Source organism: Microvirga sp. 2YAF29 (assembly GCF_052114605.1).
Taxonomy (GTDB): Bacteria; Pseudomonadota; Alphaproteobacteria; order Rhizobiales; family Beijerinckiaceae; genus Microvirga.
On record NZ_JBFRFB010000001.1, the window covers coordinates 379,043 to 395,703 of the forward strand.

The following is a 16,661-nucleotide window of genomic DNA, read 5'->3' on the forward strand; positions in this document are numbered from 1 at the left end:
GCCGGGGAGCGAACCGTCGCAGATGAGAGGCCGGATCACTCCACCGTGACGGATTTCGCCAGATTGCGCGGCTGATCCACATCCTTACCCATGAAGACGGCGGTGTGATAGGCGAGCAGCTGGATCGGCACAGCGTTGACGATCGGCGTGACGATGGGGTGCACGCTCGGCATCACGATGGTCGCCATCGTGTCGAGGCCCGTCTCCAGCGCACCCTTCTCATCGGTGATCAGGACGATGCGGCCGCCGCGCGCGGCGACCTCCTGCATGTTCGAGACGGTCTTCTCGAAGATGTTGTCGTAGGGCGCAATGACGATGACAGGCATCGTCTCGTCGATCAGCGCGATGGGTCCGTGCTTCAGTTCGCCCGCCGCATAGCCCTCCGCGTGAATATAAGAGATTTCCTTGAGTTTCAGCGCGCCTTCCATGGCGAGCGGATAGGATGTCCCGCGGCCAAGATAGAGCACGTCCTTCGCCTTCGACAGCTCGCGCGCAAGAACCTCGATCTGCGCCTCGCGCTTCATCGCCTCGGCCATCTGGCTCGGAATGGCGATCAACGCGTCGACCAATTCTTTCTCATCCTCGGTGCTCAGCGTTCCCCGTGCCCGGCCCGCGGCGATGGCGAGCGACAGGAGAACAGCGAGCTGGCATGTGAACGCCTTGGTGGAGGCAACGCCAACTTCGACACCGGCCAAAGTCTGCGCGACCACATTGCTTTCGCGCGCCATTGTGGATGTCGGCACGTTGACGACGGACATCGTGTGCTGCTGCTCAGCGCTCGCATAACGCAGCGATGCCAGCGTGTCCGCCGTCTCGCCGGATTGCGAGACGAACAACGCGAGGCTGCCTGGTTCAAGCGGCGCTTCGCGATAGCGGAACTCGGACGCCACATCGATCTCGACCGGGATGCGTGCGAGCCTCTCGAACCAGTATTTCGAGACGAGACCGGCGAGATAGGCCGTGCCGCAGGCGGAGATCGAGAGGCGCTTCAGATCCTTGAAATCGAACGGCAGCGTGAAGGGCAACTCCACGCGCCCAGCGGTGAAATTCACGTAATGGGCAAGCGTGCGGCCGACGACCTCCGGCTGCTCGTGAATTTCCTTCGCCATGAAGTGGCGGTAATTGCCCTTGTCGGCCATGAACGAACCGGCGGGGATCTTATGACGCGGCCGCGTCACCATCGCGCCGGAGGCGTTACGAATGTCTATGCCCTTGCGGCGCAGGATCGCCCAATCGCCCTCTTCCAGATAAGCGATCTCGTCGGTGAACGGTGCCAGCGCCAGCGCGTCCGACCCCAGATACATCTCGCCATGACCATAGCCGATGGCGAGCGGCGCGCCGTGACGGGCGCCGATCAGAAGATCGTCCTCGCCGGAGAACAGAAACCCGAGGGCGAAAGCGCCGCGAAGGCGCGGCAGGCTCACGGCCACGGCTTCGACGGGCGGCCGGCCCTGGCGCATCTCATAGGTGACGAGCTGTGCCACAACTTCGGTATCCGTCTCTGTCTCGAAACGGACGCCCTTGGCCTCAAGACCCGCCTTCAGCTCGCGGAAATTCTCGATGATGCCGTTATGGACGACGGCCAGCTTGTCCGTGGCATGGGGATGGGCATTGGTCTCATTGGGCTTGCCATGGGTCGCCCAGCGGGTATGGCCGATGCCGATGGTCCCCGAGAGGGGCGCTTGCGACAGCTTCTCCTCGAGATTGCGGAGTTTTCCTTCCGCCCTGCGGCGGTCGAGAGCACCATTTTCGAGGGTTGCAACGCCTGCGGAATCGTAGCCCCGGTATTCGAGCCGCTTCAGCGCCTCGACGATCTGAGGCGCAACCGGCGCGTTTCCGACTATACCAACAATTCCGCACATGCCGAGAGGCCTCCATTGCGAGCCATGCCAAGCTCAACGTTCCCATATAGGCGGAACAGGCCAGCCTGGAATCAACTTGCGTGACTCTTTATGACACGCAGACTTATTTTCCCTTGGCAGATTTAGCCTTGGCGCGAAATTCGGCGGCCCAGCCTTCCTTCGTGACTTGGCGCCCACGCCCGAGAGCCAGCGCGTCGTCCGGGATACTCTCCGTGACGACCGATCCCGACCCCACGAAAGCGCCCTTGCCGATGGTGATCGGCGCGACGAGCGAAGAGTTGGAGCCGATAAAGGCACCCTCCCCGATCTGCGTGCGGTATTTACCGAAGCCGTCGTAATTGCAGGTGATCGTGCCCGCGCCGATATTGGTCTCGGCCCCGATGGTGGCATCGCCCAGATAGGTCAGGTGGTTGACCTTGGCGCCCGCGCCGAGTTCCGTGTTCTTGATCTCGACGAAGTTGCCGACTTTGGCCTTCGGCCCGATGGCAGCGCCCGGACGCAGACGCGCGAAGGGTCCAATGGCAGCGCCCGATGCAACATGCGTTCCTTCGAGATGACTGAAGCTGTGAATCACCACACCGGCTTCGACCGTAACGCCCGGCCCGAACACCACGTTCGGTTCCACGATCACATCCCGACCGAGCTTCGTGTCATGGCTGAAGAACACTGTTTCGGGTGCAACGAGCGTCACGCCGGAAACCATCGCCGCTTCGCGAAGGCGTTCCTGAATCATTCGCTCGGCGGCAGCCAGCTGAGCGCGATCGTTGACGCCGTGAATTTCCTCCTCGGGCACAACGGCGACGGACGTTTTCAATCCGAGATCGCGTGCGATCTCGACGATGTCGGTGAGATAGAACTCGCCCTTGGCATTCTTGTTGCCGACCTTGTCGAGAAGCGTGAGGGCCACGTCGCCACGGATAGCCATAAGCCCGCCGTTGCAGAGAGTGATCTTCCGCTCCTCCTCGCTGGCGTCCCGGTGCTCGCGGATCGCGAGAACCTCAGCTCCGGAGGTTAGCAGGCGACCGTAACCCGTCGGGTCCTCGGCCTCGAAGGCCATCACGACCACGGCTGCGCCCTCGGCCAGCGGAGCCCTCAAGGTGGCGAAGGTCGAGGATTTTACGAGGGGGGTATCGGCATAGGCGATGAGGACATCGTCCGGCTTGGCGGCCAGCGATTCCCGCGCGCTCAAAACCGCATGCGCCGTCCCAAGGCGCTCGCGCTGCACGAAAGTGCTGGCCTCGGGCAGGGCCTTGCGAACTTCCTTTTCCGACTCCTCGCGATCAGGACCGACGACCACGGCGACCTGCGTCGCGCCGGCTTCCGTCACGACAGCGAGAACATGGCCGAGCAGCGAGCGGTTGGCAATCCGATGGAGCACTTTGGGCCTGTCCGACTTCATCCGGGTGCCTTCCCCAGCGGCCAGGACAATGGCAAGGCAGGATCTGGCTGGCGGTGTCGTGAAGGAGGCGCTTGATGTCATCAGGTTACAATCCGGTCGCGTTTCGTGTGTGGAGCTAGATCAGAAGTGACAATTCGGCAATCTTTTCATGAAGAAAGAGTATGAATCGAAACTGCCTCGTTTACTTCATACTCGTGATCCACGATAAAACATGAGTCTTCCCGATTTTCTGGCTGAAGAGCCACGTTCACACAAGAGTATCGCAGTGCCGGATTCGCAGGGGTCTTCGCGCCCTTCCCATCCCCGCCGGCGCGATATGCTGGCCTATATCGGCGTTTCGATTGCCGGGCTCGCATACGCACCTGCCGTCTGGGGCCAGACACCCCAAGCTTCCATTTTCGCCCGTATGGGAGACAATCAGCGCTTCGACGCCTCCGTCGTCGTCGACATCGCGCGCCAGCTCTCCAAGCGGCCCTTCGCAGCCCCCGCGAACGACCTGCCGGACGCTTTCGCGAACCTGACATACGACCAGTACGTCACCATCAAGTCCCTCCGCCAGCCGATCTGGCAAGGCGAAGGACGCGGAATCGCGGTCGAGCCGCTGCATCGCGGCTTCGTATTCAGCAACGCGGTCGATCTCTATCTGGTGGAAGACGGCAACGTGCGCCGGGTGGGCTATGACCCCGCCCAATTCAATTTCGGTGGGGTCAGCGTACCCAACAATCTTACCGATATCGGGTTTTCGGGCTTCCGCCTGATCTCGCAAAAAGGTGACGCCCAGGCCTTCGATTTCGCGATCATTCAGGGGGCGACCTTCTTCCGAGCGCTCGCCCGCGGTCAGAATTACGGCGCGATCAGCCGCGCCCTGACCCTCAAGCCAGCCGACGCGAAAGGCGAGGAATTCCCGATTTTCCGCGCGTTCTGGATCGAGCGTCCGGGCATCGGCAGCAACAGCATCACGGTTCACGGCGTCCTTGATTCTGAGTCCACGACCGGTGCCGTGCGCATGACGTTCCGCCCGGGCGACATGACCATCATCGACGTGGAGACGACGCTCTTCCCTCGCGCCAACCTCGATCACGTAGGGCTCGGCGCCATCGCCTCCACCTATTTCTACGGCCCGAACGACCGCCGCACGGCGGACGACATCCGCCCCGCCGTATACGAATCGTCCGGTCTTCAGATGCTGAACGGCCAAGGCGAATGGCTCTGGCGACCGCTTCACAATCCCGAGACGCTGCAGATTTCGGCCTTTGTGGACAATACGCCCAAGGGCTTCGGCCTTCTCCAGCGCGAACGCGCTTACGAGGCCTTCCAGGACGATGACCAGCGCTTCGAGCGCCGCCCGAGCCTGTGGATCGAGCCGCTGGGCGATTGGGGCCAGGGCAGCGTCCAGCTCCTCGAAATCCCGACGGATGCAGAGATCAACGACAACATTCTCACCTATTGGCGCCCGAAAAACCCCATGGCAGCCGGCTCCGAGGTGCCTTTCGCCTACCGGCAGTATTGGGGGTGGAATTCCCCCGAGCGTCCACCGCTCGCCACAGTTTCCGGAACCCGCGTGGGCCGGGGCTCGGGTGGACGGCGCAGGAAGTTCGCCATCGACTTTTCGGGGGATATGCTGGGTGACAATTGGCCTAAGGACCTTAAATCCGTCCTGACCGTTGGACCGGGAACATTCCAGAACCTCAAACTTTTGCCATATCCGGAACGAAAGACGGTACGCGTCGCATTCGAGCTTGACCCGGGCAACGAAAACGCGGTTGAGATGCGTCTCATTCTTGAAGCTGGCGGAAAACCTATTAGCGAGACATGGCTTTATCGTTGGACACCGTAGGCCCAGACTCGAAACAGAACGTGGCTCCCATCGGGCGGCCCGATGTAGTCATGCCTCCCGAGAAGCACCTGAACATGCCGACCCAGTCGCTTCGGCGCTGGTCGGCCTCGGAGGAGCGCAAGCCGGTTCGGGACCATTCCAAGCTGGGAATGTACCTCGCGAGGCTGTTCGTGTTCGGGGGCGGATTGTTGCTGACCGCCTATGGTACTTACGAAATGTACCAGGTCGTGTCGGTCAGCCGCACGACGGTTCTCCAGTGGGTCCTGGTGGCGCTTTTCACGGTCAATTTCTCCTGGATCGCTGTAGCGTTCACGAGCGCCCTGCTCGGCTTCTTCGCCCTGCTCCGCCCTTCCCGCCATACGGGCCCGCTGCCGTCCTCTCTCAAAGAGCGGACGGCCATCGTCATGCCGGTCTACAATGAGCAGACCGACCGGACCTATGCGGCGCTGGAGGCGATCTACGAATCGGTCGAGGCGACCGGGCTCGGACAGAATTTCGACTATTTCATCCTCTCGGACACGACGAATCCGGATGCCTGGGTAGCGGAAGAGCGTGCCTTCCTCGCGATGAGAGAGCGTTTGGGACCGAATGCGCGGTTCTATTACCGTCACAGGCCTAAGAATTATCACCGCAAGGCCGGCAATATCGCGGATTTCGTATCGCGCTGGGGCGGTCATTACGAGCACATGCTGGTTCTCGATGCGGACAGCCTCATGACCGGCGAATGCATTGTGCGCCTGGCCGATGCCATGGAGGCGGACCCGGATGCGGGCATCATTCAGTCGCTGCCTCTCATCATCAACCGCAACACCCTCTTCGCGCGCCTCCAGCAATATGCTGCCCGCGTCACCGGGCCGGTCATCGCCATGGGCCTTTCCGTATGGATGGGCCGCGACGGCAATTACTGGGGTCACAACGCGATCATCCGCACGAAGGCTTTCGCCGACCATGCGGGCCTGCCGGACCTGAAGGGCAAGCCGCCCTTCGGCGGCCACATCCTGAGCCACGATTTCGTGGAAGCAGCGTTGCTGCGCCGCGCCGGATGGGCAGTCTACATGCTGCCGGATCTCAGCGGTTCCTATGAAGAAAGCCCGCCCTCGCTCATCGATCTCTCGGCGCGCGACCGGCGCTGGTGCCAGGGCAATCTTCAGCACATGCGCGTTGTCAACGCCAAGGGCTTCAAGCTGCCCACGCGGCAGCATTTCGCGACAGGCATCATGTCCTACCTCGCGTCGCCCTTCTGGCTGTTCCAGCTGATCGTCGGTATCGCGCTGGTGCTGCAAACGACCTATATCCGCCCGGAATACTTCTCCCGCGACTTCCGGCTCTACCCGATCTGGCCGCGGTTCGACCCCGAGCGCGCCTTGGCGCTGTTCGCCGTAACCATGGGCATCCTCCTCGCGCCGAAGTTTTTCGGCCTGATCCTGATGCTCATCAAGGGCCGCGACCGCCGGGCCTCCGGCGGCGGCATCCGACTCGTCATTTCATCTGTGATCGAGATCACCCTCTCGGCGCTCGTAGCGCCGATACTGATGCTGATCCAATCCGGCTCGGTCTTCCAGATCCTGCTTGGTCGGGACACGGGCTGGCAACCACAGCGGCGCGACGACGGGTCGATCCCCTTCAAAGACATCGTCCGACGTCACAGGGCGCATACGGTCCTCGGCGTTCTGGCGGGGCTCTCGGCCTTCATGATCGCGACCTCCCTGTTCTTATGGATGTCGCCCACGATTCTCGGCCTGCTGCTCGCGATTCCGCTCTCTTGGCTCAGTGGGCAGCTCGGCGCGGGCCTCGCCCTAAAACGGCTCGGCCTGCTCATGACACCCGAAGAAAAGCAGCCCCCAGCCATTGCCCTACGGGCGAACGAGCTGCAGGCCCGCAACGCTGGTTTCGGCTACGACGACGCAGACAGCCTGCGGGCGATTTATGCGGATGCTAATCTGCGCGAGCGCCATCTCGAGATGCTGCCCCCGGCAGCCGCCCGTAAGCGTGGAGTCATCGAGACGGAGCGCGCGCTAGCGGAGGCCAAACTCGTGGATGCCGAAACCATCGACGACGCCATCGCCTGGCTGCACCCGAAGGAGCGCATGGTCGTTCTTCATGATCGGGCACTTCTCAACATGCTCGTCCATTTGAAGCCGAAACCCGTCGACGCGGAAGCGGCCGAATAGGAAATGTCATGCAACCGGGGCTGAGGCCCCGGTTTTTCGTTGGGCCGATGCAGAAGCCTTTTCCGCATCTCCGGCGATCTCGCTCAACACCCAATCCCGGAAGGCCTGGATCTTCGCGGAGCGTTTGCGGGACTTCGGATAGACCAGCCAATATCCGCTATCGGTGGCCGCCAGAAGGTCGAAAGGCTGGACGAGGCGGCCCGCGGCGAGATCGGCTGGGAAAAAACTGGGATTGATGAGCGCAAAGCCCTGCCCCGCCATGGCCGCCATGCCTTCGAATTGCTGAACGCCGAGCGAATTATCCAAGCGGCGCGACAGGTCGACATCGTGGATGCCCGCAGCGGCGAACCAATCCCGCCACCACGGATCGTTCGGCGAGATGATAGGGAATTTCAGAAGGTCCAGCGGCTCCCGCAGAGTGTGCCCCTTAATGAGTTCGGGGCTGCATACTGGCGTGAACTTGTTGGGAAACAGCAGATGAGCCTCAAGCCCTGGCCATTCTCCTGATCCGCTCCTGATTCCAATATCGAACTCACTTTGAACAAGTTCGAACACCTGCTGAGAGATGGAAACCTGCACGGCAATGTTCGGAAAGAGCTGCTGAAAGCGCCCGAGACGCGGAATGAGCCAATTCGATGCGAAGGTGGTCAATGTCGTCAGCGAAATGACGGATTGAACCGCCTCCTCGATCCCGTCGAATGCCGCCCGCAAAGCCTCGAAAGCCCTGGTTACGGCAGGGGCCAGCTGCTGTCCCTTGGCAGTCAAAGAAACCTGGCGCGGCATGCGAATGAACAGGGGCGCTCCAACCCTATCTTCGAGCATCTTAATTTGGTAGCTCACCGCCGCCTGAGTCATCCCCAGCTCCTCTGCGGCGCGGGTAAAGCTCTGATGACGCGCGGCGGCTTCGAAGACCCGAATAGCGCTCATGGGCGGAAGCTTGGACGGTATTTTGGGCATGGCTGATCCATAAGGCTGCCTTATGCCAGCCTGCTGGCTTTCACTTTGTCAAGGCCAGCCCAGAGGAGCACATTAATTCCAGAAGCGAGGCACTGAACTCCTCGCCTTTGAGAAAATCAGTAGGCTGTCATGAGATACGATGAAACTCGCCGCCCCGGCGGCTTTGAGAGCGCTTGGCTGCGTCTGAAGCTCTGGCTCCATCCGGCGTTTCCTCACAGGGGCGCCAGCTCTCTCGGCACGGGCGATCTGTCCGAGCATCTGCGCCGCGATATCGGAATGCCCGACCCGCCACGATATGCCGATTGGCAATCACTCCGTAAGAACGGCTGGTCCAGCCCCTCAGGTGACTAGGCGGCTGGGCTTGAGTTCGCCGCTCTGCTCAAGGAGCGAATGGCCGGTCGAGGCGATATGCGCCTCGATGCGCTTGAGATCGCGCACGATGTCCAGCTGCAGCGCGCTGGTATCGCCCACCGTCTTGCCGGAACGGATCTGTTCCAGGTGCTTCTGGGTGACGGCGCGTTCGAGATCGCGGAAGCGCTCCTTCTCGGAGACGAGTCGGCGAGCCGAGCCGATGTCCTGGAACATGAGCACCGAGGCTGCGAGCTGAAGGTGCTCCAGCAGCTTCGCGTGCATGCTGTCGATGTCCTCCAGACTGTCCTTTGGCAGGCGCAGATGATTCTTGATGCGCTTGGCGGCCAGCTCCATCAGGTTTTTGTCGATGATGTCGCCGATATGTTCGAGGTTGATGGCGAAGGTCAGGATATCCGACAGGCGCTTCGCCTCTGTCTCGCTCAGGGCCTCATGGTTGATGGAGCTGAGATAGCGACGGATGGCGCTGTAGAGGCGATCCACCACGTCGTCCGTGCGGCTGACCTCCGCAACGCGGCTGATATCGTCCTCGCGGAACAAGTCCTGCGAACTGCGGAGCATGATCTCCACCGTATCCGCCATGCGCAAAACCTCGCGAGCCGCGTTGGAAAGGGCGACGGAGGGCGTATCGAGGGCGTCCTTATCGAGATATTGCGGCGTACCGGGATCGGAGGCACGCATCTTTTCGGGGAACAGTTTCAAGAGCAGCGTCGCGATCCAGGGCAGCGGCAGGATGAAGACCGCCGCGATCGCGATGTTGAAGATCGTGTGGAAGTTCGCCGCCAGGCGCGCGGGGTTCGGATCAAAGATAGCCATGTATGTCAGCAAGGGATCGATGAGCGGCAGCGCAACCAAGCAGCCGATCACGCGCATGGCGAGATTTCCGAAAGGCACGCGGAACTTGGCGGGGTCGCCCTCCATGCCTTCCAGCATCGGGTTGACCGCGCTTCCTAGATTCGCGCCGAGAACCATGACGAGAGCCGCATGCGGATCGATGACGCCGGCTGTGGCGAGCGACATGATGAACAGCATCGCCGCGACGCTGGAATGGGCCATCCACGCAAAGATGCCGGAGAGCAGGACCAGGATCAGCGGATCGGGCGCGATCACCGTGAGCACGTTCTTCAGCACTTCCGACGATTCGATGGGATGAATCGTCTGGCTCAGGAGATGAAGCGACAGCAGCATCAGGCCGAGGCCGATGGCCACACGTCCCAGATCCTTCACGCGGCTCGAGGAACCGCGCTTATATGCGATGTAGCCGGAGAAAATCAGAAACGGGAAAATCAGGGTGATGTCGAAGGACAGAACCTGGACGATGAGGGTCGTGCCCACATTGGCGCCCAGCATCACAGCCAGCGCCGGTACCATGTCCACCGCGCCGCCCGCCGTGAAGGACGCGACCATCAGAGCCGTCGCCGTGCTGCTTTGGAGCACCGTCGTCACCCCGACCCCAGCCAGGAATGCGCGAAGGCGCGTGCGCAGGCCGACGCCGAGAATCCACCGCAGGTCGCTGCCAAACGCGCGCTGCACCCCGCTATTGACCATGTTGATGCCCCACAAAAGCAGGGCAATCTCACCCATCAGGTGAATCAGAACGGTAGTCGCGGACATCGATTCCTCTAGGAGACTCTAAGGGCGGCACAAGCGTCCTGATTAATCCTGTTGCAAAGGCACGGCAATCAGGTTGCCGGCTAATAATGCATCGAATCGGAAAAAATCCATCACGCTCAACGCCTTTTCGTGAATTTGAACCTCCCTCTCCCCTTTGTTCGGTGAGGCTTGACGGGTAGTGATCGCTTTTGCGTCTAGCGTTCAAAACCCGTAGGAGCCGTCAAAAGCGGCAGCTTGGCGATAAGAAAGCTGAGCAAAAGGAGTATAAGCGCCTGAGGCCGCAGGCGGAATTTCCTGCCAATTGCATAGGTTCCTGGACGTAATATCGCCTTACCATATCGTATTCGCGCCACTTCAACGCCATATGTATGGCAAAAGAGGGCTAAAAGGCAGGTTTTTTCCAATATTATACGATATGAGACACCGCGATACCGAATATAATCCATGTGGATATGCGGAAATTTTGCCGCATTCGACTTATCGCGATGCAACATAAGTTAATCGAAAAATCTTGAGCCCTTTTGACTACCCCATTCGCATGCCTTGAATCACCGTAATGACCTCTGCTCTTTTCCAAAGGCAACAGATAGGCATGTAAGGGTCAATATGGCCAAGATCGGAGACGGTCCCAGTGCTGGTAGAAAATGCGTTACCTGTTAGTGGGCGAGGAAACGAGATGGGTTTGGACGATCCATTTCCAATCGAGAAATGCTCTGGTCGTGTCAGAGGAGCAGTCCTCGCGGAATTTCAGGGGCGATGCCCGACGATACGGGAGGTCGCCAGCATCTCGGATGCGCAATGGCTCACCGTACCCAATATCGGGCCGACCACCCTCGAGGAGATACGCAGGTTCATCGCGGAAACGCCGGTCGAGGAACGCCTGCATAATCTCCCGACGATGGGCGATGGGGAGTTACTTTCCCGATTGCAGCGTGTTCAGCGGGAGCTGAACATCATCGCCGCCGCCATCAAGGCACGGGTCTCCGTCTCGCCATACAAGAAAGATCAAGAGAACGAACACCCATAGCGCCTGCGCAGGCAAAAGGGCTGTCTTCCGGGCGGCTGGCCCGTGAAGAGTGGCGCTCAAACCATGAAGGAAAGAACCGCGCGGGTTCCGATGTGCTGCTGGTCGAACTCGATAGCCGATTTCAGGTTCGCCGCCATCGCCTTGACGATCTTGGTCCCCAATCCGCTTCCCTGCACCTCGCCGGTCCCTTTCCAGCCAACGCCATCGTCCTCGACTGACAGGCGGATCCTGTCGTCGATCGCGGACAGCATGACACGAATGTCGCCGGAAGCGCCTTCCGGATAAGCGTATTTGAATGCATTCGTGACGAGTTCCGTCACGATCACGCCCACGGAGACGGCCTTGTCGGTCGCGATCGGGATCGCCTCGGCCACGAGGGATATCCTGTGCTCGCGGCCGGCGGCACGCATGGCACCTTCCAGTTCTTCCACGAGCCCCCCGAGATACGTGTCCATCTCGACGAAGCGGACGTCGTTCGAGGTGTAGAGACGGCGGTGGATCTGCGCGATGGCGGCGATACGGCTCTGTGTTTCCGTCAGAGTATCTTGAACGACGGGATCCTGCGTGATGGCGCGCTTCTGCATCGCGACGAGGGACGCGACCAGCTGAAGGCTGTTGGCCACGCGGTGGTTCACCTCGCGCAGCAGCGTCTCGGCGCGCTCGCGTGCCTGGCGCATCTCGTGCTGCGCCTCTTCCTTCTCACGCCGCAGCCGCGCTGCCTCAAGCGCCTGCTCGGCAGCAGAGCGGAGAAGATCGAGGAACACGCCTCCGACATCCTTGATGACGTAATCGGCTGCGCCCGCCTTCAAGGCGGCAACGGCGATACGCCCCTCGTCTGCACCAGTGACGTAGACGACCGGCGGCGGATCGCCCAGGGCCTGAATATCGGCCAGAACATCGAGCCCTTCCTTGCCGGGCATGAAATGGTCGAGGGCAACGATATCGAAAGTGCTCTTCGAAAGCCTCTCCATACCCTCGTCGCCGCTCAATGCATGCGTGACCTCGAAGCCGTGACGGGCGAGCGAGCGCTCCACCAAGCGCCCGAGGCCGGCGTCGTCATCGATATAAAGAAGGCGGATGGACGGAAGCTGGCTCACAGCGTTTCGGGAACCTGGATGACAGAAAGGAAGAGGCCGAGCTGGCGGATAGCCTGCGAGAACGACTCGTACTCGACCGGTTTGGTGATGTAGACATTGGCGCCGAGATCGTAGCAGCGCTGAACCTCGCGCTGGTCGTCCGTCGTGGTCAGAACCACCACAGGCGCGCGCTTGAGTTTCTCATCGCTCTTCAGCTTCGCGAGGATTTCGACGCCGTTCATGTCCGGCAGGTTCAGGTCTAGCAGCACAAGGAACGGGCCGGCATTGCGCACTTCGTCGCTGAACATGTGCGCAAGGGCAGCTGTTCCGTTGGCGAAGGCGCGGATTTCGTTGCACACTCCGGCACGACGGATATTCTTCTCGATCAGACGGGCGTGGCCCTCGTCGTCCTCGATCATGATGATGGTGACGGGATGCTGCTGTGGCATATTACGCGGCCTCTGAACTCATGCTGATGTATTTGGGTAGGACGACGGTAAAGGTCGAGCCCTCGCCTAACCTCGAGGATACGGAGATCGTGCCGCCGAGCCTTCGCACGAGCGCGCGCACATGTGCAAGACCGATTCCTTCGCCCTGCCGATCCTGGATGCCCGAGCGCCGGAACAGGTCGAAGATCCGCTCGAAATCCTTCGGATCGATACCGCGCCCGTTATCCTCCACCTCAAAGCGGACACCACTTGCGGTTTCCTGTCCCCGGATCGTGATCCTGCCCCTCCGCTCAGGGCTCAGATACTTCACCGCGTTGTCGATGAGGTTGCCGAAGACTTGCTCGATGGCCAGACGGTCGCTGACCATATCCGGAACGCTTTCAACGACGAGTTCGGTGCCCCGCTCCTGAAGCTGGTGCTCCATGCTGCGCCCCTGACCCTGGAGCAATTGCCGCATGCTGATCGGCTCCGGCACCAGGACCCTGCGGCCCTCACGGGAGAGCTTCAGAATGGCATTGATCAGCTTGTCCATCTTCACGGTCGAGGACCGGATGAAGCCGATGGCCTCCGCCAGATCGCGCTCGACGACCTCACGGGTGTTGGGAGTGATCAACTCGGGGTGGGACTGAGATACCCGGGCATAGAACCGCTCAAGCTCTCCCTGAGCGCTTTCCAGCTCGCTCGTGAAGCCCATCACGTTGACCAGCGGCGCGCGCAGATCGTGGCTTACGATATAGGCGAAACGCTGGATCTCCTCGTTGGCGACATCGAGTTCAGAGACCCGCTCGGAAAGAATGCCGGCGAGGCGGCGCGTTTCCTCTTCGGATTGAACGGCCTGCTCGCGGCTCGCCCGGAGCGCATCTTGCATCTGGCGGAGCTCGTGAATGTCGGTGCAGGTGCCGTACCAGCGAGTGATCCGCCCCTGCTCGTCCCGCGCAGGCTGAGCGCGGCCCAGCACCCAGCGATACTGACCCGAGCGATGCCGCAGGCGATATTCGATGTGGTAGGGCTCACCGGTTTCGAGAGAGTGCCTCCAGACCTCCCATGCCCGTTCCTGGTCATCCGGATGAAACATGCCGTTCCACTCCTCGCCATTCGTCGAGCCATCCGGCACGCCCGTATATTCGTACCAGCGCTGATTATAGTAGTCGTGGAAGCCATCGGGCCGGGTCGCCCAGATCATTTGTTCGATGGAATTCGCGGTGGCGCGGAAACGCTCCTCGCTTTCCCTCAAGGCCTGTTCGACCTTGCGCGTCTCCGTCATATCTACATTGACGCCGATCATGCCGAGGAATTCGCCCGTGGGGCCGAAGCGCGGCTGGGCGTCGATCTGAACTACCCGGTACTCACCGTCGGCCCGCCGGAAGCGTGCCTCGAACATGAACGGCTCGTGTTTCTCCATCGCCTCCGCGAAGGGCTTCACCATGATCTCCAGATCGTCGGGATGGACCGTTGCGACCCAGGTGAAATCCTGGATGCTGTCCTCCTCCACGCCCCAGAACTCCCGCTGCATGCGGTTGAGATAGACACATTGCCCGCTTTGATCGCCCATCCAGAGCATCACCGGCGCGCTCTCGGCCACGAGCTTGAAACGCTGCTCGCTCTCCCGCAGGGCGATCTCGGCCCGTTTCTGCTCCGTGACGTCATGGCCCTGCACGAAGATGCCGGAAACCGTGGCGTCGTGATTGAAGATGGGCTGATAGATGAAGTCGAGGAAACGCTCCTCCGGCTCCGCGCCCGGCTTCATCTCAAGATGAATGCTCACGCTCCGCCCGACGAAGGCTTCGCCGCTTTTGTACACTCCGTCGAGAAGATCGAGAAAGCCCTGCCCCACCACCTCGGGCAGCGCCTCACGCACAGGCTTGCCGATCAACTCGGAACGGCCCACCACCGCGCGATAGGCGGCATTCGCGAGCGTGAACACATGGTCGGGGCCGCTGAGCGCCGCGATGAAGCCCGGCGCCTGCTCGAACAGCTCACGAAGATGCTGCCGCTCCTTGTTCAGCGATTGGTTGACCTCCTGCACCGCCTTGGCGCGGCGGAAAAGATCGGTCTCGATGAGCGCGGAGGGACCGGAAGAGATGATTGTCGATTTCGCAAGCGTACGCAGGCGGTGAAGCTCGGTAACGTCCACCGTGTGCTGGAGAATGGAGATCAATTCCCCCTTCTCATTGAAAAGCGGAGTGTGCGTGGCGCTCCAGTACCTTTCTTCGAAGCCCTGTCCGTCCGGAAGCGGAATCGCATATTCGATGATCGGCAGATGATCCGTCACCTTCTCCCGGACAACCCGCGAAAACGAGTCTTTGAGCTGCCTGTAACTGTCGGAGTTCGGATCGCTGGGGAAGGCCTCGAACATGTTCCGCCCGATCAAGTCACCCCGCTTCCTCATGGTGGCCTGCAGATAGGCCTCGTTCATTCCCATGATTTCGAGGGAAGGACTGAGAAGCACATACGGGTTGGGCGATGCGCTGAAAAGAGCCTCAAAGTTTATGGATTTCAATGGTTTGCGCCGGACTTTCGCCAGCTCCCCTTATATTATTACCGCTCCAAGCTTTCCCATATTTTAGAACAGGTCCAATCAGTCGCCATGTACATAGATTAATCAGTTTGACACTGTGGCGTCTCTGTCACGGAAAAGACACTGCTTGTAAAATGCAATAAAATTACATTAATTTCAGGCATCATACCGGATCCGCACGAGAGAGGCGGCCTCACGCGCCCTCGCCCTGGCCTCGCCCTCCGTTCCGCTTGACGCCAAGGCCACGCCCATGCGGCGATAAGGACGCGTCGTCGGCTTGCCGAACAACCGAACTTCGACATCGCCCTCGGACGATCCGAGAGCCAGCGCATCGGCGAGCCCTTCGATGGCGAACTGATCGGAATCCCGATCCGCCAGGATGACCGCCGATGCAGTCGGTCCATGCAACCGGATTTCCGGGATCGGCAGGCCGAGAACAGCGCGGGCGTGCAGATCGAATTCCGACAGGTTCTGCGAGAGGAGTGTCACCAAGCCCGTATCGTGCGGCCTTGGCGACAGCTCGGAGAAAATCACCTCGTTCTTCGTAACGAAGAATTCGACGCCGAAAATTCCATAGCCCCCGAGATTGTCGACGACCTTCTTCGCCATGGCCTGCGCATCGCCCAAGAGTTTGTCCGTCATCGGCGTCGGCTGCCAGGATTCCTGGTAGTCGCCGCGCTCCTGCCGGTGCCCGATGGGTGCGCAATAGGAAACGCCGTCCCGGCCACGGATGGTAAGCAGTGTGATCTCGTATTCGAAGGCGATGAATTCCTCGACGATCACTTTGCGCCGATCGCCACGCATATTGGCCACCGCATAATTCCAGGCCTTCTCCAACTCGTCCTGGGAATGAACCGTGCTCTGTCCTTTCCCGGAGGAGGACATGACCGGCTTGATCACGCAGGGCAGGCCCGTGTGCTCGGCGCCGGTCCTCACCTCTTCCAGGCTCTCCGCATATCGATACTTGGACGTGCGCAACCCCAACTCAGTCGCGGCAACATCACGGATGCGATCCCGGTTCATGGTGAGCGCCGCCGCGCGGGCGGATGGAACGACTGTAAACCCCTTGTCCTCGAACTCCTGAAGCACTTCTGTGCGGATCGCCTCGATCTCGGGAACGATGAAATCCGGCTTGTGCTTCTCGATGGCGGCCCGAAGGGCATCGGCATCGAGCATGGAGAACACCTCCGCCTCGTCCGCCACCTGCATGGCAGGTGCCTGCGCATAGGAATCGCAGGCAACCACATGGCACCCGTATCGTTTCGCGGAGATCACGAATTCCTTGCCGAGTTCGCCCGAACCCAGGAGGAGGATTTTGGCTGTAAACACTGGGACGCCTTTCCGAAATTTTGTGGGAACGTTGTGGCCGCGACACCTCTTAA

At 60.7% G+C, this 16,661-nt stretch carries 12 protein-coding genes; 4 read left to right on the plus strand and 8 right to left on the minus strand.

Annotated elements, in window-relative coordinates; all coding sequences use genetic code 11:
- Window positions 1–35: 35 nt before the first annotated feature.
- Both glmS and glmU read right to left on the minus strand, forming a co-directional pair.
- On the minus strand, window positions 36–1,862 hold the full coding sequence (gene glmS, locus AB4Y85_RS01740) for a glutamine--fructose-6-phosphate transaminase (isomerizing) (RefSeq protein ID WP_441983123.1): 1,827 nt from the start codon (window positions 1,860–1,862) through the stop codon (window positions 36–38).
- A 103-nt stretch (window positions 1,863–1,965) separates the two neighbouring features.
- Window positions 1,966–3,342, minus strand: coding sequence for a bifunctional UDP-N-acetylglucosamine diphosphorylase/glucosamine-1-phosphate N-acetyltransferase GlmU (gene glmU / locus AB4Y85_RS01745; RefSeq protein WP_441983124.1), 1,377 nt, complete (start codon window positions 3,340–3,342; stop codon window positions 1,966–1,968).
- A gap of 184 nt (window positions 3,343–3,526) precedes the next feature.
- Between glmU and AB4Y85_RS01750 the strand changes: the two genes are divergently transcribed.
- Both AB4Y85_RS01750 and mdoH read left to right on the plus strand, forming a co-directional pair.
- On the plus strand, window positions 3,527–5,098 hold the full coding sequence (locus AB4Y85_RS01750; protein ID WP_441983125.1) for a glucan biosynthesis protein: 1,572 nt from the start codon (window positions 3,527–3,529) through the stop codon (window positions 5,096–5,098).
- A complete protein-coding gene (gene mdoH / locus AB4Y85_RS01755) occupies window positions 5,074–7,269 on the plus strand; it encodes a glucans biosynthesis glucosyltransferase MdoH (RefSeq protein WP_441983126.1) in 2,196 nt (731 codons plus the stop codon). Before AB4Y85_RS01750 ends, mdoH begins: the two co-directional genes overlap by 25 nt.
- Before the next feature lie 6 nt (window positions 7,270–7,275).
- Here the strand turns inward: mdoH and gcvA are convergent, their stop codons facing one another.
- Window positions 7,276–8,226 carry a transcriptional regulator GcvA gene (gcvA, locus tag AB4Y85_RS01760; RefSeq protein ID WP_441983127.1) on the minus strand — a complete coding sequence of 317 codons (951 nt, stop codon included), beginning with the start codon at window positions 8,224–8,226 and terminating at the stop codon, window positions 7,276–7,278.
- A gap of 129 nt (window positions 8,227–8,355) precedes the next feature.
- Between gcvA and AB4Y85_RS01765 the strand changes: the two genes are divergently transcribed.
- Window positions 8,356–8,577 (plus strand): hypothetical protein, encoded by a 222-nt coding sequence (locus tag AB4Y85_RS01765; protein WP_441983128.1) that lies wholly within the window; start codon window positions 8,356–8,358, stop codon window positions 8,575–8,577.
- Here the strand turns inward: AB4Y85_RS01765 and AB4Y85_RS01770 are convergent.
- A complete protein-coding gene (locus AB4Y85_RS01770; RefSeq protein WP_441983129.1) occupies window positions 8,566–10,209 on the minus strand; it encodes a Na/Pi cotransporter family protein in 1,644 nt (547 codons plus the stop codon). The genes AB4Y85_RS01765 and AB4Y85_RS01770 overlap by 12 nt on opposite strands.
- A 676-nt stretch (window positions 10,210–10,885) precedes the next feature.
- Between AB4Y85_RS01770 and AB4Y85_RS01775 the strand changes: the two genes are divergently transcribed.
- Window positions 10,886–11,236, plus strand: a complete 351-nt coding sequence (locus tag AB4Y85_RS01775; protein WP_441983130.1) for a hypothetical protein — start codon at window positions 10,886–10,888, stop codon at window positions 11,234–11,236.
- A gap of 56 nt (window positions 11,237–11,292) precedes the next feature.
- Here AB4Y85_RS01775 and AB4Y85_RS01780 read toward each other — a convergent pair whose 3' ends face one another.
- The 4 genes from AB4Y85_RS01780 to purT form a co-directional block, all read right to left on the minus strand.
- The gene (locus AB4Y85_RS01780) at window positions 11,293–12,333 is read right to left on the minus strand and encodes a histidine kinase dimerization/phosphoacceptor domain -containing protein (RefSeq protein ID WP_441983131.1); all 1,041 of its coding nucleotides are present in this window, start codon (window positions 12,331–12,333) and stop codon (window positions 11,293–11,295) included.
- Window positions 12,330–12,761 (minus strand): response regulator, encoded by a 432-nt coding sequence (locus AB4Y85_RS01785; RefSeq protein WP_441983132.1) that lies wholly within the window; start codon window positions 12,759–12,761, stop codon window positions 12,330–12,332. Before AB4Y85_RS01785 ends, AB4Y85_RS01780 begins: the two co-directional genes overlap by 4 nt.
- 1 nt (window position 12,762) lies before the next feature.
- Window positions 12,763–15,261, minus strand: coding sequence for a PAS domain S-box protein (locus AB4Y85_RS01790; RefSeq protein ID WP_441983133.1), 2,499 nt, complete (start codon window positions 15,259–15,261; stop codon window positions 12,763–12,765).
- Window positions 15,262–15,435: 174 nt separating this feature from the next.
- Entirely contained in the window at window positions 15,436–16,608 is a 1,173-nt protein-coding gene (gene purT, locus AB4Y85_RS01795) for a formate-dependent phosphoribosylglycinamide formyltransferase (protein WP_441983134.1), read from the minus strand.
- Window positions 16,609–16,661 lie beyond the last annotated feature (53 nt).